General features: G+C 71.0%; 18 protein-coding genes. 12 read left to right on the forward strand and 6 right to left on the reverse strand.

The window, feature by feature from the left end:
• Positions 1 to 14: 14 nt before the first annotated feature.
• From BM252_RS16970 to BM252_RS16990, 5 genes are read left to right on the forward strand one after another with little or no spacing between them, the layout of a single operon-like run.
• Complete coding sequence (locus tag BM252_RS16970; protein ID WP_093388861.1) at positions 15 to 452, forward strand: universal stress protein; 438 nt, start codon at positions 15 to 17, stop codon at positions 450 to 452.
• A 41-nt stretch (positions 453 to 493) separates the two neighbouring features.
• Positions 494 to 2,068: an efflux transporter outer membrane subunit gene (locus tag BM252_RS16975; protein WP_139236560.1), complete on the forward strand. Its 1,575-nt coding sequence runs from the start codon at positions 494 to 496 to the stop codon at positions 2,066 to 2,068.
• Positions 2,065 to 3,408: an efflux RND transporter periplasmic adaptor subunit gene (locus tag BM252_RS16980; protein WP_093388862.1), complete on the forward strand. Its 1,344-nt coding sequence runs from the start codon at positions 2,065 to 2,067 to the stop codon at positions 3,406 to 3,408. The genes BM252_RS16975 and BM252_RS16980 overlap by 4 nt, the downstream gene beginning before the upstream one ends.
• A 35-nt stretch (positions 3,409 to 3,443) precedes the next feature.
• Entirely contained in the window at positions 3,444 to 4,181 is a 738-nt protein-coding gene (locus BM252_RS16985; protein ID WP_093388985.1) for an ABC transporter ATP-binding protein, read from the forward strand.
• On the forward strand, positions 4,181 to 5,389 hold the full coding sequence (locus BM252_RS16990) for an ABC transporter permease (protein ID WP_093388863.1): 1,209 nt from the start codon (positions 4,181 to 4,183) through the stop codon (positions 5,387 to 5,389). The genes BM252_RS16985 and BM252_RS16990 overlap by 1 nt, the downstream gene beginning before the upstream one ends.
• A 142-nt stretch (positions 5,390 to 5,531) precedes the next feature.
• On the opposite strand, the gene BM252_RS16995 is transcribed toward BM252_RS16990, so the two are convergent.
• Together BM252_RS16995 and BM252_RS17000 are read right to left on the reverse strand one after the other, a co-directional pair.
• Positions 5,532 to 6,788 (reverse strand): MgtC/SapB family protein, encoded by a 1,257-nt coding sequence (locus BM252_RS16995; protein ID WP_093388864.1) that lies wholly within the window; start codon positions 6,786 to 6,788, stop codon positions 5,532 to 5,534.
• A gap of 162 nt (positions 6,789 to 6,950) precedes the next feature.
• On the reverse strand, positions 6,951 to 7,787 hold the full coding sequence (locus BM252_RS17000) for a helix-turn-helix domain-containing protein (RefSeq protein WP_245774306.1): 837 nt from the start codon (positions 7,785 to 7,787) through the stop codon (positions 6,951 to 6,953).
• Between BM252_RS17000 and BM252_RS31085 the strand changes: the two genes are divergently transcribed.
• The 5 genes from BM252_RS31085 (at position 7,786) to BM252_RS17020 (ending at position 12,423) form a co-directional block, all read left to right on the forward strand.
• Positions 7,786 to 7,950 carry a hypothetical protein gene (locus tag BM252_RS31085; RefSeq protein WP_174900564.1) on the forward strand — a complete coding sequence of 55 codons (165 nt, stop codon included), beginning with the start codon at positions 7,786 to 7,788 and terminating at the stop codon, positions 7,948 to 7,950. The two genes, BM252_RS17000 and BM252_RS31085, sit on opposite strands and share 2 nt — an antisense overlap.
• A 340-nt stretch (positions 7,951 to 8,290) precedes the next feature.
• Positions 8,291 to 8,710: a DUF2141 domain-containing protein gene (locus tag BM252_RS17005; protein WP_174900565.1), complete on the forward strand. Its 420-nt coding sequence runs from the start codon at positions 8,291 to 8,293 to the stop codon at positions 8,708 to 8,710.
• 116 nt (positions 8,711 to 8,826) lie between these two features.
• Positions 8,827 to 10,326: a carotenoid oxygenase family protein gene (locus tag BM252_RS17010; RefSeq protein WP_093388987.1), complete on the forward strand. Its 1,500-nt coding sequence runs from the start codon at positions 8,827 to 8,829 to the stop codon at positions 10,324 to 10,326.
• A gap of 70 nt (positions 10,327 to 10,396) precedes the next feature.
• Positions 10,397 to 11,569: a sensor histidine kinase gene (locus BM252_RS17015; RefSeq protein ID WP_093388866.1), complete on the forward strand. Its 1,173-nt coding sequence runs from the start codon at positions 10,397 to 10,399 to the stop codon at positions 11,567 to 11,569.
• 20 nt (positions 11,570 to 11,589) lie between these two features.
• Complete coding sequence (locus tag BM252_RS17020) at positions 11,590 to 12,423, forward strand: LytR/AlgR family response regulator transcription factor (protein WP_425442334.1); 834 nt, start codon at positions 11,590 to 11,592, stop codon at positions 12,421 to 12,423.
• A gap of 139 nt (positions 12,424 to 12,562) precedes the next feature.
• Here BM252_RS17020 and purT read toward each other — a convergent pair whose 3' ends face one another.
• On the reverse strand, positions 12,563 to 13,771 hold the full coding sequence (gene purT / locus BM252_RS17025) for a formate-dependent phosphoribosylglycinamide formyltransferase (RefSeq protein ID WP_093388867.1): 1,209 nt from the start codon (positions 13,769 to 13,771) through the stop codon (positions 12,563 to 12,565).
• 186 nt (positions 13,772 to 13,957) lie between these two features.
• Here purT and BM252_RS17030 point away from each other — a divergent pair, with 186 nt between their 5' ends.
• Positions 13,958 to 14,392 carry a VOC family protein gene (locus BM252_RS17030; RefSeq protein WP_093388868.1) on the forward strand — a complete coding sequence of 145 codons (435 nt, stop codon included), beginning with the start codon at positions 13,958 to 13,960 and terminating at the stop codon, positions 14,390 to 14,392.
• A 90-nt stretch (positions 14,393 to 14,482) separates the two neighbouring features.
• Here BM252_RS17030 and BM252_RS17035 read toward each other — a convergent pair whose 3' ends face one another.
• Together BM252_RS17035 and BM252_RS17040 are read right to left on the reverse strand one after the other, a co-directional pair.
• Positions 14,483 to 15,232 carry a DUF481 domain-containing protein gene (locus BM252_RS17035; RefSeq protein ID WP_093388869.1) on the reverse strand — a complete coding sequence of 250 codons (750 nt, stop codon included), beginning with the start codon at positions 15,230 to 15,232 and terminating at the stop codon, positions 14,483 to 14,485.
• 161 nt (positions 15,233 to 15,393) lie between these two features.
• Entirely contained in the window at positions 15,394 to 15,732 is a 339-nt protein-coding gene (locus BM252_RS17040) for a hypothetical protein (RefSeq protein ID WP_093388870.1), read from the reverse strand.
• On the opposite strand from BM252_RS17040, the gene BM252_RS30230 reads away from it, so the two are divergent.
• Positions 15,731 to 15,958, forward strand: a complete 228-nt coding sequence (locus tag BM252_RS30230; RefSeq protein WP_139236562.1) for a hypothetical protein — start codon at positions 15,731 to 15,733, stop codon at positions 15,956 to 15,958. The genes BM252_RS17040 and BM252_RS30230 overlap by 2 nt on opposite strands.
• A gap of 49 nt (positions 15,959 to 16,007) precedes the next feature.
• Here the strand turns inward: BM252_RS30230 and BM252_RS17045 are convergent, their stop codons facing one another.
• Positions 16,008 to 17,132 (reverse strand): class II aldolase/adducin family protein, encoded by a 1,125-nt coding sequence (locus BM252_RS17045; protein WP_093388871.1) that lies wholly within the window; start codon positions 17,130 to 17,132, stop codon positions 16,008 to 16,010.
• Positions 17,133 to 17,150 lie beyond the last annotated feature (18 nt).

Below are 17,150 nucleotides of genomic sequence, written 5' to 3' on the forward strand. Positions count from 1 at the left end.
CCAAGGAAACTATCATGTTCAAAACCATACTGCTGCCTACCGACGGTTCGGTGATCTCCAACGCCATGATGCGCCGCTGCATCGAGATGGCCAAGGAGACCGGCGCCAAGGTCGTCGGCCTGCACGTGATCCCCGACTTCCACGTCTTCGCCTACCAGCCGGAGATGGTGGTCGACACCCGCGAGCAGTACAAGCTCGACAGCGAGGCGCACGCGCGCAACTACCTGGCCGACATCATCCTGGCCGCGCAGGAGGCCGGCGTGCCCTGCGAAACGCTGTTCGTGCAGGACAACGAACCCTACGAGGCGATCGTCAAGGTGGCCAAGGAGAAGGGCTGCGACCTGATCTGCATGGCCTCGCACGGCCGCAAGGGCGTCAAGGGCCTGCTGCTGGGCAGCGAAACGCAGAAGGTGCTGACCCACAGCCAGATCCCGGTGCTGGTGTTCCGCTGATTCGTGCCGCAGGACTTATTGCCAACCAACAGGGAGAGGGTATGACCGCAGCACGGCGACCTGGCCACACGGCTCGGCCGCCGTGGCGGCCCGCATGCTTGCTCCTGCCCGCCTTGCTGGCCTTGGGCGCGTGCGGCATGCTGCCGACGCCGAAGGCGCCGGCCACGGCGCCGCCGCCGGCACCGCCGGCCGCTTGGAGCGGCGCCGCCGACGCGGCGCTGGCGCAGGCCGGGCAGGGCGCCTCGCTGTCGGCGTGGTGGCAACGCTTCGGCGATGAACGTCTGGTCGGCTTGATCGAGCAGGCGCTGCGGGTCAACCACACGGTGGCCGGCGCCCGCGCCGCGCTGCTGCAGGCGCGCGCCACGCGCGACGCGGCTGCCGCCGGCCTGGGCGTGAACGTCTCGCTGAGCGCCTCGGCGCAACAGAACAAGGTGGGCACGACGGCCGCCACCGAAACCTACAACGCCGGCTTCACCGCCGCCTGGGAACCGGACGTGTTCGGCTTGCGCCGCAACGCGCTGGCCGCCGGCGAGGCGGAGCTGCGCGCCAGCGAGGTCAGTCTGGCCGACGTGCAGCTGGCCGTGGCGGCCGAGGTGGCGCTGGACTACATCGCCCTGCGCGGCGCGCAAGCGCGGCTGGCGATCGCCCGCGACAACCTGGCCAACCAGCTGGAAACCCTACAGATCACCGACTGGCGCGTGCAGGCCGGCGCCTTGACGGCGCTCGAGGGCGAGCAGGCGCGCGCCGCCAGCGAGCAGGCGGCGGCCCAGCTGCCGCCGCTGGCCACCAGCGCGGCGCAACTGGCGCACGCGCTGGCGCTGTTGTGCGGCGCCACGCCGGAGGCCATGGCGGCGCTGCTGACGCAGCCGGCAGCCGTGCCGCAGGCCGGCGCCGAGCTGGTGCTGAGCCTGCCGGCCGACACGCTGCGCCAGCGTCCCGACGTGCGCGCCGCCGAGCACCGCCTCAACGCCGCGCTGGCGCGGGTCAGCCAGGCCGACGCGGCGCGCTATCCGGCCTTCCGCCTGGAGGGCTCGATCGGCCTGCGCGGCCTGGGCATCGGTTCGTCCAACGGCACCGACCTGCTGCGCGCGCTGCTGGCCAGCGTGACCGGCCAGGCCTTCGACGGCGGCGCCGCCCGCGCCCAAGTGCGCTTGCAGCAGGGCGTGCTGGCGCAGTCCGAGGCGGCCTACCGCGGCGTGGTGTTGACGGCGCTGCAGGAGGTCGAGGACGCGCTCAGTGCCATCGGCGGCGAGCGCGAACGCCTGCGCCGCCTGGGTAACGCGGCCGACGCCGCCGGCAACGCCGCGCTGCTGGCGCGGCAGCGCTACAGCAGCGGCCTGGTCGACTTCCAGACGGTGCTGGAGACCCAGCGCTCGCTGTACGCCAGCCAGGACGGCGTGGCGAGCACCGCCGCCGCGCTCAGCGCCGACCATGTGCGCTTGTACAAGGCGCTGGGCGGCGGCTGGACGCCGGACAGTGTCGCCGATGGCGCCACGGCCGGCGGGGCTGCCGCCAACGTTGCTGGCGCCGGCGCCGCTAAGTCCGCCAACGCCGGCGCCGCTTCCACTCCCGTCGCGCCCGTTTCGGCCGCGTCCACTTCCAGGGTTTCACCATGAGCACAGACAACGCCGCCGACGCCACCATCGACGATACGCGCGCCGCGCCATCCGCCGCCCGGCTCGCGGCCCAGGCCGGCGCCCAGGCCGACGCCGCGCCGGACCAGGCGGCAGCCGCGTCCTGGTGGCGCCGGCCGCGCCTGCGCCGCCTCGCCCTGCTGGGCGGTGCCGTCCTGCTGGCGCTCGCCCTGCTGCTGGTCTGGCTGGCCCAGCGCGAGGCCGCGCCGACCACCAGCTACCGCACCGAGCCGGCCAAACGCGGCGACCTGGTGCTCAGCGTGACGGCCAACGGCAGCCTGCAGCCGACCCGCTCGGTCAACCTGGGCAGCGAGCTGTCCGGCACCGTGGCCAAGGTGCTGGTCGACGTCAACGACCCGGTGCGCGCCGGCCAGGTGCTGGTGCGGCTGGACACGGCCAAACTGGACGACCAGATCGTCCGTTCGCGCGCCGCGCTGGCGGTGGCGCGCGCCGAGCTGGCCCAGGCCCAGGCCACCGCCGCCGAAGCGACAAGCGCGCTGGCGCGGCTGGAGGAGGTGGCCCGCCTGTCCGGCGGCAAGGTGCCCTCGCGCGCCGAGCTGGAGACCGGCCGCGCCGTGCTGGCCCGCGCCGACGCCGCCGTGCAGAGCGCGCAGGCGGCCGTGGTCAGCGCCGGCGCCACCGTGTCGACCGACGCCACCAACCTGGCCAAGGCCTCGATCCGCTCGCCGATCGACGGCGTGGTGTTGAGCCGCAGCGTCGAGTCGGGCAATGCGGTGGCCGCCTCGCTGCAGGCCGTCACCTTGTTCGCGCTGGCCGAGGATTTGCACCGCATGCGCCTGTTGGTCAACGTCGACGAGGCCGACGTCGGCGCCGTCAAGCTGGGCCAGGCGGCCCGCTTCACCGTCAGCGCCTACACCAACCGGCAGTACCCGGCCACCATCACGCGGGTCGCCTACGGCTCGACGATCACCGACAACGTGGTCACCTACACCACCTATCTGGACGTCGACAACGCCGACCTGAGCCTGCGTCCCGGCATGACCGCCACCGCGACCATCCGCGCCAGCGGCCGCCACGACGCGCTGCTGGTGCCCAACAGCGCCTTGCGCTTCTCGCCGGCGACCCAGCCGGCGGCCGGCGGCAGTCTGGTGAGCAGCCTGATTCCGCGCCTGCCCGGCCGCGCGCCGCGCCGCGCCGGCGCGGTCGCCGGCGCGCAGCGGCAGATCTGGGTGCTGCGCGACGGCGTCGCCGAACCGCTGGCGATCAGCACCGGCATCAGCGACGGCCGCATGACCGAGGTGACCGGCGGCGCGCTGCAGGCCGGCATGCTGGTCATCACCGACCAGGTGGCCAAGCAGTGAACGGCCCGCTGCCGCCTGCGGCCACCGCCGCCGCCATGCCGCTGATCCGCCTGCGCGGCGTGTGCAAGCGCTACGGCAGCGGAGCCAACGCCCTGCTGGCGCTCGACCACGTCGACCTCGACGTCGCCGAGGGCGAGTTCGTCGCCATCATGGGCCCCAGCGGCTCGGGCAAGTCGACCGCGATGAACATCCTCGGCTGCCTCGACACGCCGACCGAGGGCGAGTACCGGCTGCGCGGCCGGCCGGTGCAGCAGCTGTCGCGCGACGAGCGGGCGCTGCTGCGGCGGCGCCACCTCGGCTTCATCTTCCAGGGCTTCAACCTGCTGGCGCGCACCTCGGCGCAGGACAACGTCGAGCTGCCGCTGCTGTACCGCGGCGAGGGCGCCGCCCAGCGCCACGCCCTGGCGGCGCGCGCGCTGGCCGCCGTCGGCCTGGCCGGCTGGGAGCAGCACACGCCGGCCGAGCTGTCCGGCGGCCAGCAGCAGCGCGTCGCCATCGCCCGCGCCATCGTCACCGAACCGTCGCTGCTGCTGGCCGACGAGCCCACCGGCAACCTCGACACCCAGCGCAGCCGCGAGATCATGGAGCTGCTGGTGCGCCTCAACCTGGAACACGGCATCACGGTGCTGATGGTCACCCACGCGCCCGACCTGGCGTTGTACGCGCGCCGCATCGTCCGCTTCGTCGACGGCCGCATCGCCGGCGACGAGATCAATCCGCAGCCGGTGTTGGCTTCCTTGGCCAGCTTGGCCGCCGTGGCGGGGGAGGGCTGATGCTGTTCAACACCATCGTGCTGGCGCTGCGCTCGATCCAGCGCAACCTGCTGCGCTCATTTCTCACCATGCTCGGCATCGTCATCGGCGTCGGCGCGGTCATCACCATGGTCACGCTGGGCAACGGCGCGACGGTGGCGGTGCAGCAGCAGATCGCCAGCCTGGGCAGCAACCTGCTGATGGTGCGGCCCGGCCAGCGCCAGGCCTTCGGTGCCGGTGGTGGTGGCGCCGTGGCCTTCAAGGAGGCCGACGCCGAGGCCATCGCCAGCCAGATCGGCGGCGCGGCGGCGGTCGCGCCGGAGGGTCGCACCAGCGCCACGGTGGTGGCCAACGGGCGCAACTGGAGCACCAGCGTGATCGGCAGCAGCGACGCCTGGTTCGACGCCGGCAACTGGAAGCTGGCCGCCGGCCGCCGCTTCGAGCCGGCCGAGCTGCGCGCCGGCGCCGCCGTCTGCATCATCGGTGAAACGGTGCGCCGCGCGCTGTTCGAGCAGCGCGACCCGCTCGGCGAGCTGGTGCGCGTCAAGCAGTTCTCCTGCACCGTGGTCGGCCTGCTCGCCTCGAAGGGGCAGGGCGCGATGGGCATCGACCAGGACGACATGGTGCTGCTGCCGCTGCACACGCTGCAGCGCCGCGTCACCGGCAACCTGCGCGTGGCCACGCTGCTGGTGTCGATGCGCGATGGCAGCGACAGCGCCGTCGTCAAGGCCGGCCTGACCCAGCTGCTGCGCGAGCGGCGCAAGCTGGCCGCCGACGACGAGGACAATTTCAACGTGCTCGACACGCGCCAACTGGCCGACACCATGTCCGGCACCACCCGCGTGATGACCATGCTGCTGGGCGCGGTGGCGGCGGTCAGCCTGCTGGTGGGCGGCATCGGCATCATGAACATCATGCTGGTCAGCGTGACCGAGCGCACCCGCGAGATCGGCCTGCGCCTGGCCATCGGCGCGCTCGAGCGCGACGTGCTGCTGCAGTTCCTCATCGAGGCGATGGTGCTGGCCGCGCTGGGCGGCTTGAGCGGCGTGCTGCTGGCCGCCGTCGTCACGGCTTTGCTGGCCGGGCTGATGCACCTGCCCTATCTGTTCAACCCGGTGATCAACCTGGTGTCCTTCCTGTTCGCCGCCGGCATCGGCGTGGTGTTCGGCTACGTGCCGGCGCGGCGCGCCGCCCGGCTCGACCCGATCGAGGCGCTGCGCCACGAGTGAGGGCGGGAGTTGCCGCCCCCGGTGGACGAGCGGCGAATCGCGGCTGGCGGCGCGGCTTGGAACCCCGGCTTGGCATGATGGCGGTGCGCGGCGCGGCCCCGCTGCCAGGCCCGCCACCATTGCGGCCGGGCTGCCTGCGCGATTAGCGCCAGGCCAGCCAGTACGGCACCCAGGCCGCCAGCAGGATCGCCAGCAGGCCGAAGGCCATCGGCACGAAAAAGGCGCGGCCGCCGCTGGCCGCCGCCAGCAATTTGCTGCAGGTGTTGCTGCTGATGACCAGCAACAGGCTGAGCACCAGTTCCGGCGGCGTCAACGTGCCCGAGGCGGCCAGCGACAGCACCGAACCGGCCGCCGCGTGGGCGTCGACCAGGCCGGCCAGAATGGCGCCGGCGGTGGCGGCGGCGCTGCCGAAGTGGTTGTGGGCGAAGGCCACCAGGCCGGTCGCGCCGGAAAGGATCAGCGCGAACAGCAGCGCCTGCCAAACGCTGAAGGCGCGGCCCGGCGGCGTGCCGTGGCGCGCCGTGGCGTTGGTGGCGCGCAGGCGGATGGCCGACAGCACCAGCGTGGCCAACAGCGCCGCGCCCAGGCTGGGCGCGACGTGGCCCAGCATGTTCGGCGCGACGGCCAGCGCGATCACCAGCAGCAGGATGTAGGTGGCGACGTTCGACAGCAGCGCCGCCGTCACGCAGGGGCCGAGCAGGGTCGGATCGGCGCGGTAGCGCTGGCCCATCGCCGCCGTGGTCGCGGTGCTCGAGACGAAGCCCGAGGCCAGTCCGGCCACCGCCAGGCCGAGGCCCGGGCTGGTCACGCGCAACGCGATGTGGGCGGCGCCCTGCAAGCCCATGATGACCACCGCCACGCCCCACAGCCGGCGCGGGTTGGCGCCCAGCAGCCAGTCGCTGGCGGCGTCGGGCAGCAGCGGCCAGACGATCAGCGCGGCGCCGGCCAGGATCAGGCCGTCGCGCAGCTCGCCGGCGCGCAGCGTGACGCGGGCGAAGTGGTGCAAGGGTTGGCGCAGGTTGAGCATGCCGGCGATCACCACCGCCGCGCCGGCGGCGATGCCGGGGTGGAGCACCGCGCACACGCCAAGTAGGTAGGCGAGGAAGAAGGCCAGTTCGGTGGTCACACCCGGGTCGTCCGGCCGCCGGCGCCAATACGAGATGGCGCACAAGGCCGCGACCATGGCGGCGCCGACCACCACCAGGCCGGCCGCCAGGATCTGCGCCAGCGCGCCGCACAGGCACACCAGGGCGACGCTGCGCACGCCGGCGAAGCCGCGCTGCGGCCCGCTGCCCTTGCGCCGCTCGCGTTCGATGCCGATCAACAGGCCGCAGCCGAGCGCCACGCTCAAGCCGGTCAGCAGGGGGAGGTAGGGCAGGCCGGCCAGGGCCGCGTTCATATCGCCGGGCCTGCTGGCGCCGGCGCGGCGGTCAGCGCCGCAGCGCTGGTGCCGCCGGACCGGGGCGACAGGGCCGCCTGCCGCCGCGCCACGGCGCGGGCGCCACGGCGCGTCCTTGGCTGCGCGCAAGGAGTCGCGCCACGGCCGGCCGGCCGCGACGCGTCAGGCCGCATGGGCCGTGGCGAGTTGCGGCTGGCGCGTTTCGGCCTCGTCGGCGGGGGGCGGGCTGACATAGCCGCCGGCCAGGCGTTGCAGGCCGGCGGCGTCGAGCACGGTGACGGCGCGGCCGGACACCTCCAGCAGGCCCTGGCTCTTCAGGCCGAACAGCAGGCGGCTGACGCTTTCCGGCGTCAGGCCGAGGAAGTCGGCGATGTCCTGCCGGCTCATGTGCAGGCGGAAGCTGGTCGAGGAGTAGCCGCGCGCCGCGTAGCGCAAGGAGATGCCGAGCAGGAAGGCGGTCAGCCTTTGTTCGGCGCGGGTGTTGCGCAGCAGGAGGGCGGCGTCCTGCTCGCGCGCGATCTCCTTGCTGAGCATGGTGTAGAAGTGGCGCTGCAGCGGGATCAGCGCCTCGCGGCGGGCGTGTAGGCAGTCGTAGGAGATCTCGCAGACCTCGCTGTCCTCGAGCGCGATGGCGCCGCAGCGGTGGTTGGTCAGGCCCATGGTGTCGAGCGCCATGTGGTCGCCGCTGATGTGGAAGCCGACGATGCGCTGCAGGCCGCCCGGGTCGAGGTGGTAGGTCTTGAAGCTGCCGTAGCGCACGGCGTAGAAGCGATCGCCGACCGGTTCGCCGAGCTGGTACAGGTGGTCGCCACGGACGATCTTGATGCGCCGCTGCACCATCTGGCAGTCGGTGGCGGTGCTGGTCAGGCTGGCCGGCAGGCAGATGCGGCCGACCAGGCAGGTCGAGCAGTCGATCTTGGGGCCGGCGCTGGCGGCATGGTGGGTCTCGGCGGGGGGCGGAGTGAGCAGGCGGTTCATGTTGATTTGGCTTTCTTGCATGCTGACTAAACAGGTGCTGGATGGCCCCTGGCAGCAGGGGACGATATTCGGCATTGCTGCGCGGTTGAAACGGCCCGCCGGCGCCGCCTTGTGGGCGGGAATGACGGGACTTGAACTATGGCAAAAAGCTTATCAACGGCGAAGTGAAGAAACCTTGATCTAGGTCAAGTAGTGCCTTGTTTCAACTGTGGCGCGGTGATTTCCACGGAAGGCGTGGTCAATTCGGCGCCCACAGGCGGGGTCAGGTCCGACATTCGGACACGGCCCCAGCATTCCGCCGCTCGCTGCGGGTTCGGCGCTGGTACGGCTCAGCTCGTGTCCGAATGTCGGCACTGACCCCGCCTGCTGACGCCGCCGGGCGCTGGCCGCGTAGTTCGCGCCGGCCGGCCGCGACTCGCGCCGCCACGGCGCATTTCGTCGCATCGGCCGGCGTCGGCCTGCGCGCCGGCCTACAGTTCAATCCTGTCGCAGCCACTCGCGCTGTCAGCCACCAGGAGACGAACATGACAACACTCACCACCGCCACACTGTACGGCGCCCTGCTGCTGGCCTGCGCCACGGCCGGGGCGGCCGACCTGACGATCCGCGTCGACGCCGTCAAGTCGGCCGACGGCAAGCTGATGGTCGCCATCTACGACAACGCCGCCACCTTCCTACGCAAGCCGCGCAGCGATCTGGTCGTCGCGCCTGTGACCGGCAGCAACACCGTGCTGGTCAAGGACCTGCCGCCGGGCGACTACGCCATCGCCGTGTTCCACGACGAGAATGGCAACGGCAAGATGGACGCCAACGCCTTCGGCATTCCCACCGAACGGATCGGCTTCAGCAACGACGCACGCGGCAACATGGGCCCACCGGGCTTCGACAGCGCCCGCCTGAGTCTGCCTGTCGGCGGCGCCAGCATCCAGTTCAGCCTGCATTGACCGTGCCGTGCCGGCGGCCCGGCTTGCGGCCCGCAGCCAACCCTTGCGCCGCCAGCCCAGGCCCGGCCCGAGCCCGGCAAACGCATCCCACCCATCCCAATTTGAAGGCCACCATCATGATGCACCGCCGCCAATTCCTCTCCCGTAGCGCCAGCCTGGGCGCGCTCGGACTCAGCTCCGGCGCCGCGCTGGCCAACAGCGACACCTACCAGCGCTTCCACGCCGCGCTGGCCGCCGACGCCAGCCTGCAGGTCTACGCCGACGTGGCCGGCGACCAGGCCGGCGCCGCCAGCGTGCTGGGCCGTATCCCGCGCGAGCTGAACGGTGTGCTGTTCCGCAACGGCCCGGGCCGCTTCGAGCTGGGCGGCGAGCGTGCCCACCACTGGTTCGACGGCGACGGCTTCGCCCAGCGCTGGCAAATCCGCGACGGCCGGGTCGGCCATGTCGGCAAGTTCGTCCAGACCCGCCGCTTCGTCGAGGAGAGCGCCGCCGGCCAGTTCCTCTATCCGTCCTTCGGCACCTCGGTGAGCCGCCGCGCGCTCGACAACAACGACACCATGAACGCCGCCAACACCAACCTGCTGCCGCTCGACGGCCGCCTGTACGCGCTGTGGGAGGGCGGCTCGGCCTACGAGCTCGACCCGGCCACGCTGGCCACCGTCGGCGTCAAGACCTGGCGCCAGGACTTGAAGGCGATGCCGTTCTCGGCCCACCCGAAGCTGGACCCGGACGGCGGGCTGTGGAACTTCGGCACCATCCCCGGCGCCGACCTGCTGGCCGTCTACCGCCTCGACGCGCGCGGCCGGGTGACGCGCACGGCCACCATCCGGCTGCCCAAGCTGGCCATGGTGCACGACTTCGTGGTCAGCGCGCGCCACCTGATCTTCCTGGTGCCACCCTACGACCTGCTGCCCGACACCTCCCTGAGCTTCGCCGAGCGCCACGTCTGGGCCGGCGCCGGGCCGCGGGGCAGGGCGCTGCGCGCGGTGGTGGTGGACAAGGACACCTTGCAGCTGCGCCAGGTGTTCGAGCTGCCGGCGCGCATGGTGTTCCACTTCGGCAACGCTTTCGACGACGGCCAGACCACCCGCTTCGACGCCGTGCTGCACGACGGCGACATGCTCGGCGAGCTGGGCGGCCTGATGCGCGGCCAGCGGCCGCCGCGCGACGGCAGCCGCAGCGCGCTGACCCAGATCACGCTGGATTACGCCAGCGGCCAGGCGCGCGAGGCACGCTTGTTCGGCGACAGCGAGTTTCCCCGCGTGGCGCCGCAGGCCGTGTCGCGGCGCCACCGCAAGCTGGTGGTGGCCGGCCTGGCCGACGCCGGCGCCGAGCGCCTGCTCAACTCCGTCAACCTGGTCGACATCGACAGCGGCAAGGCCGACGGCTACGCCTTCGGCGCCGGCTGGCAGGTCGAGGAGCACGTGCTGGTGCCGCGCCGCCGCGCCCGCAGCGAGACCGACGGCTATCTGCTCGGCGTGGCGCAGGACCTGCGCCGTGGCCAGACGGTGCTGACGGTGTTCGACGCGGCGCGCGTGGCGGCCGGCCCGATGGCGCTGGCGCGCTTGCCCTATCGCGCGCCGCACTGCTTTCATGGTAACTTCTTGCCGGTCTGATAATTTGGCCCGATAATTCGGCCGCGCGGCGCAGTTCGACAGCCGTGGCCACAACAAGGAGCAAACCCGCATGACAGACCTATCCGGCCGGCCCGAGCCTTGCGAATCGACTCATCCGCTCGATCTGCTGCCGCTGTTTCGCCGCTGGCCCAGCTCGCTGCTGCGCGACCTGCTCTACACCGCCGTGTGGAACGCCAGCATCGCGCTGGTGCTGGTGTCGGCCAACATGCTGTTCGCCGACCGGAGCGAGCGGTTCGCGCACCACTGGTGGCCGACGCTGTTGATCTCCAACATTGTCGGCTACCTGATACACGGCAGCCAGCATCTGTTCAACCATCTGCTGCGCGGCTGGCCGTCGCGCGCCAAGGCCCTGCCGCGCCGCGTCTACTATGTGACGCTGATCAGCGCCTGCGTGGTGCTCGGCGTCTCGCTCGGCACGGCGCTGCTGCGCGGCGCCAGCCCGCTGCGCTACCTGTTCGACAGCGCCATGCTGACCACCACGCTGCCCTTCGCCATCTTCGTCGCCCTGTTCATGGCGCTGGTGCTGCTGCTGGGCGAGCGGCGCATCGCCACCGAGACGCTGGCGGCGCGCCAGGCCGAGCAGATCGCCGCCACCGGCCGCCTGCTGGCCGAGGCCCGGCTGCGCGCGTTGCAGGCGCAGATCGAGCCGCACTTCCTCTACAACACGCTGGCCAACGTGGTCAGCCTGATCGAGCTCAAGCCGGCGCTGGCGCGGCGCATGCTCGAACGCTTCATCGACTACCTGCGCGCCAGCCTGGCCGCCAGCCGCGCCGAGCAGGCCACGCTGGGCGCCGAGGCCGACATGGTCGCCGCCTACCTCGACGTGCTGGCCGTGCGCATGGGTGCCCGGCTGAGCTACCGCATCGACATCGCCGACGGCCTGCGCCAGACACCGCTGGCGCCCATGCTGCTGCAACCGCTGGTGGAGAACGCCATCAGCCACGGCCTGGAGCCGAAGGTGGAGGGCGGCGAGCTGCTGCTCAGCGCGCGCCTCGACGGCGCCATGCTGTGCCTGCAGGTGAGCGACACCGGCGCCGGCCTGGGCGCGCCGTCCGCCAAGCCCGGCGGCGGCGTCGGCCTGAGCAACATCCGCGCGCGGCTGGCCAGTTTGTACGGCGGCGGGGCTCAGGTACAATTATTGGAAAACCAACCTTGCGGCTTGACCGTGCGTCTGCTGCTGCCATTGAACACGGAGCCATCATCAACCATCCCCGCGCCATAATCGCCGACGACGAGCCGCACCTGCTGGACTACCTGGCCAGCCAGCTGGCCGGCGTCTGGCCCGAATTGAAGGTCGTCGCCAAGGCCGCCAACGGCCTCGACGCGCTGCGCCTGATCGACGAGGAGGCGCCCGACGTGGTCTTCCTCGACATCAGCATGCCCGGCCTGAGCGGGCTGGACGTGGCGGCCCGCCTGGCCGCCGGCGCGCGGCCGCCGCGCGTCGTCTTCGTCACCGCGCACGACCAGTACGCCGTCGACGCCTTCGAACACGCCGCCGTCGACTACCTGCTCAAGCCGGTCAACCTGGAACGGCTGGGCAAGACGGTGGCCAAGCTGAAGGCGACGCTGGGCGCGCCGGCCGCGGCGCCGGCCATCGACGTCGTGCGGGCCTTGCTGGCGCAGCTCAGCGCGCAGCTGCTGCCGGGCGGCGCCGCCGGCGCTGCCGGTGTTGGTGCCGGCGTTGGCATGAGCGTTGGCGCTGCGGCCGCCGCCGGCGGCACGCAGCCGTCCGCGCCCGCGCCGGTCGCCGCGCCGTTGCAATGGATACGCGCCGCCCACGGCGAGGAGACCCGCCTGATTCCGATCGAGGAGGTGATCTACTTCCAGAGCAACGACAAGTACACCAGCGTGTTCCTGGCCGGCGGCGAGAGTTTGATCCGCACGCCGCTGCGCCAGTTGCGCGAGCAGCTCGACGAAACCAACTTCTGGCAGATCCACCGCAGCGTGATCGTGGCGGCGCGGCACGTCGCCGGCACCAAGACCGACTTCCGCGGCCGGCTGATGGTGCAGCTGAAGGGGCGGCCGGAGCAGCTGGTGGTCAGTCGCAACTACGTCGACCTGTTCCGCCAAATGTGAAGCAGGCGGGATTGCCCTTCTGGCTTACGGCGCCGGGACGCTGGCCTTAGCCCACGGCCAAACCGGGGTCAGACCCCTGCGGGGTCTGACCCCAGCTTCACGCCTCGGGGTGGTGCGTGCGCCGCCGGCACGCCAGCGCTTAGCGCAGCACCGGCTTGACCTTGCCCGCCGCTTCCTTGGCGCGCAGACGCGCCGTCTCGACGTCGTCGGCGGTGGCCAGCGCCACGCCCATGCGGCGGCGGGCGAAGGACTCCGGCTTGCCGAACAGGCGGATGTCGCTGCCCGGCACGCGCAGCGCCTCGGCCACGCCCTCGAAGGCGATGCCGGCCGCCTCGTGCTGGCCGTAGATCACCGCCGAGGCGCCGGGGGCGCGCAGCGCCACGTTGACCGGCAGGCCGAGGATGGCTTTGGCGTGCAGCTCGAACTCGCTCTGCACCTGGGTCGCCATGGTGACCATGCCGGTGTCGTGCGGACGCGGGCTCACTTCCGAGAACCACACCATGTCGTCCTTGACGAACAGTTCGACGCCGAACAGGCCCAGGCCGCCCAGGTCGCCGGTGACCTTCTCGGCGATGTCGCGCGCCCGTTGCAGCGCCAGCGGGTCCATGCGGCAGGGCTGCCATGACTCGACGTAGTCGCCCTGCACCTGGACGTGGCCGATCGGCTCGCAGAACTGCGTCTCGACCCGGCCGTCGGCGCCGATGGCGCGCACCGTCAGCAGGGTGATCTCGTAGTCGAAGTCGATGAAGCCCTCGACGATGACGCGGCCGCTGTCGACCCGGCTGCCGGCGGCGGCGTAGTCCCAGGCGGCCTTGACCTCGGCGGCGCCGTCCAGTTTCGACTGGCCCTTGCCCGACGAGGACATGACCGGCTTGACCACGCAGGGGAAACCGATCTCGGCGCAGGCGGCCTCCAGCTCGGCCAGGCTGCTGGCGAAGCGGTAGGGCGAGGTGGCCAGGCCCAGCGTCTCGGCGGCCAGGCAGCGGATGCCCTCGCGGTTCATGGTCAGCTGGGCGGCGCGGGCGGTCGGGATGCAGGTGATCTTGCCGGCCTGTTCCAGCGCGGCCAGCGTGTCGGTGGCGATCGCCTCGATCTCCGGCACGATCAGGTCGGGCTGCTCCAACTCGATCAGCGCGGCCAGCGCGGCGCCGTCGGCCATGTTGATGACGTGGGCGCGGTGCGCCACCTGGTGGCCCGGCGCGTTCGGATAGCGGTCGACGGCGATCACTTCGACGCCCAGGCGCTGCAGGGCGATGATGACTTCCTTGCCGAGCTCACCGGAGCCGAGCAGCATGACCTTGGTGGCGGAAGGGGACAGGGGAGTACCGAAAATGCGTGGCGTAGTCATAGTGGCGTAGAGAGAAGAGTAGGACGGGTTTTGGAATGGTGGCGGCCACCATGCGCGGGCCGACTATAGCAAACCGGGCGGGCTTTGGACAGCGCCAAATACACGGGCACGCTGCAAGCGGGCAGACTTTGTGTTATGTTCGACATTGCCTTTTTGTTAAGTTGAAATCCAACCAGGGAGACATGTATGAACCGGAGCGGAAAACCAGAGGGATGCAACAGTGTCGTACCCAATACCATCGTGCGCAATGTGGCCGAGGCGGTGGCGTTCTACAGCAAGGTGTTTGGCGCCGAGCAAGTACTGCGACTGACCACGCCGGACGGCAAGGTGGCCCATTGTGAGCTGCGCATCGGCGATTCGCGCATCAACCTGGGCGAGGCGATGGAGGGTTGGCCCGAGCAGCCGCTGCTGGCGCAAATCTATGTGGCCGATTCGGACGCCACCTTCGCGTTGGCGCTGAAGGAGGGCGCCAGCGAACTGAGTCCGGTGACCGACATGTTCTTCGGCTCGCGCGAGGGCCGCGTGCTCGACCCGTTCGGCAACACCTGGACCATCGCCACGCACAAGGAGGACGTGTCGGCCGAGGAGATGCAGCGCCAGCTCAACGCCATGTACGGCTGAGGCGCCAGCCTTCCCGGCGCCATGTAAAAACGCCGGCGCGGCAGCTTGGTGCTGCCGCGCCGGCGTTTTCTTTTGCTGCCGCGCTGGCCTTTAGAACGAGTAGACCAGCGTCACCGAGGTTTGCGAGTCGGTGTTCTTTTTGTCCTCGGGCACGTTGGTGTCGTTGCGCACGCTGAAGGCGGCCTTCATCTGCATGGTGCCGTTGATTTTGGTGCGCAGCGAGGTCTCGGCCATCGAATGGGTGTTCGAGGTGCCGCGCTCGACGCTGAGCGCCTGGGCGAAGGCGGCCGAATCGCTCAACTGCCATTTCAGCGTGGCCGCGCCGCGCACCGTCATGCCGCTTTCCAGGTCGCCGGTGGCGCGCATGCCCTTGAAGTAGCCGGGACCGATCTCGGCGTCGATGCTCTTGTCGCGCGTCTTCAGCCAGCGCGCGCCGTAACCGACGCCCAGCGTCGAATAGCGCGTGTAGGCGCCGAACTTGTCGTCGACGTGGGAGGCCAGGGCGAACAGCTTGGAGCCGTCCTCGACCAGCTTGTAGGCGGCCTTGGCCGACAGCGAGAAGCGCTCGGCCGAGCGCTCGCGCACCTTGCTGCCGTCCTCCTGGGTGTTCTCGTCCTCCTTGAAATAGCCGGAAAGGACGTACTCGTTGCTCCAGTCCTCCAGCTCCTGGCGCGCGTCGACCTTGCCGGTGACGGAGGTGCCGACGGTGTTGCCGGAGGTGGTGATGGCGCCCAGTTCGGCGGAGGTGGACCAGGTGCGGCCGGGTTCGGGCGCTTCTTTGGCGGCGGCGCCGCCGTGTGCGATGGCCAGGGCCAAGGCGAGCAGGGAGATTGATTTCATAGTCTGTGATGGCGTCGGCGGGCTTGTGGCGGGACGACTGTAGCGGCGCGCGTAGTGGCGCGCCTGTTTGTCTAACGGGAGAGGCTGCATTGTACCCGAGACGGGCTGAGCCTGCCGGCGCCGGCCCGCCTGCGGTGCGCGCGCCGGCGCTGCGCCGCCGTTCAGCGGGTGGCGATGATGATGATGTCGGCGTCGCAGTTGTTGTAGTGGATGATGATGACGATGATGCGGCGCAACCGGGCCGCCCTGCCCGCCGTCATCGTGCCGTCGACGACGGTGCCGGCGTCGCGGTCGGCCTGGTTCTTCATCGTGATGTTGACCTGCGAGGCGTCGCTGACTGGAATGCCCAGGCTTTTGAGCGCCATTTTCGGGTTGGCCATCAGCGCCATCGCGTGCTGGGCATCGAGCTCGGCCTTGTGGATGGACTCGACCTCGCCCATGCCGGGGTTGATCTGGTCGAACAGCTTGCGCAGGGTTTCGGTGTCGTCTTGGATTTCCATGGCTGCCTCCGTTGGTTTTCTCCGGCGCGGAATCGCGGCCGGTATGGCCAGTCTAGGAGCGGGCGCAACAGTGGTGCTGTGCCAGATCAAACGGCTGGGCTGGCTTTACGGGAAAACGGGCGCGGCGGCGAAAAGCGTGTTTGAAGGCAGGCTTTGGACGCGGGCCGCGCCCGGCGGCAACGGACTCGCCGCAATTGATTCCAATATGATTAATAGTAGATGTTAATTACTCCAAGTTACTCCGTTTCATGGAATTATCGAGCCAGGACCGTGGCTCATCGCGACAGCGCCACGCGATACTTCTCCGCGTCCCAATCGAGCAACTCGGCCAGCTGCGCCTGGTCCAGCACGGTGAGCGGGCGGTGCTCGTCCTGTCGCGCCAGCACGTCGTAGTAGCAGCGCAGTTGCGCCAGCTTGGCGGCGCTGAAACCGTCCGCCATATAGACGCCGGCGGCGCGGATGAACAGCAGCTCAGGCCAGGGCGCGTGGCGGCAGGCGGCCTGCGCGGTATGGAAATCGGCGGCGCTGTCGTGGCGGCGCGGCGCGGCGCCGAGGAAGACCACGTGGTCGGGGCAGATCGCCCAGTCGCGCGCCAGCCGCTCGAACAACTGCGGGTCGAGCGCCAACTGCTGCACGCCGTCGTCCGGCACCGGCGCCATGGGGCGGCCGTCGCTGGCCCTCGGCGGCGTCGGCGCCGGCGCGTCCATGTCCACGGCAACGGGCGCGGGGACGGGGACGGGTGGGCGCGGCGGTGTGGCGCACAGCCAAAGCAGGCGGCGCAGGAGGGCGTCGACCGCGCCGGCGTCGGCGGCGCCGATCACCACGCCATGGTTTTGCAGGAAGACGATCTGCGTGTCAGGCTGGCGCCGCAGGCCGTCGGCCACCGCGCGCGCCAGCGGCAGGCCGGGCTTGTGGTAGGCCAGCGCGAGCCAGGGCGGTAGCGGGCCGGCCGCGCCTTGCTCGGCCTCCGCCAGCGCGCGCAGGCGTTCGGCGAAGCCGGGCCGCACCAGCTGGGCCAGCAGTTCGACGGCGTGCAGGTGCAGCACCACCGGCTGCGGCATCAGCGCGTGCAGCAAGGTTTCGATCGACGGCCGCAGCCCGCCCTCGCCGAGCGGGCGCGGCGCCACGTCGAGCTGGCCGGCGGCGACGGCAGCGCGCAGATGGGCCAAGTCGACCGGCACGAAGATGTCGCGCCGGCGCGCCTCGGCCAGCCAGGTGCCGGAGGCCTTGACCCACAGCGTGGCGCCGTCCTTCCACGAGGCGTTGCCGCCGGCCCCCTGCACCAGCAGCGGGTCGGCGCCGATGCTCGCGCAGTAGTCGGTCAGCGTGGCGCGTTGCCTGGCGTCGGCGGTTTTGCCGGTGGCGCCGCGCGCATCGGGCGCAGTAGTGGGTGCGTTCATGGGCGTGCTATCGGGCGC

The organism is Rugamonas rubra, assembly GCF_900114705.1.
GTDB lineage: Bacteria > Pseudomonadota > Gammaproteobacteria > Burkholderiales > Burkholderiaceae_D > Rugamonas > Rugamonas rubra.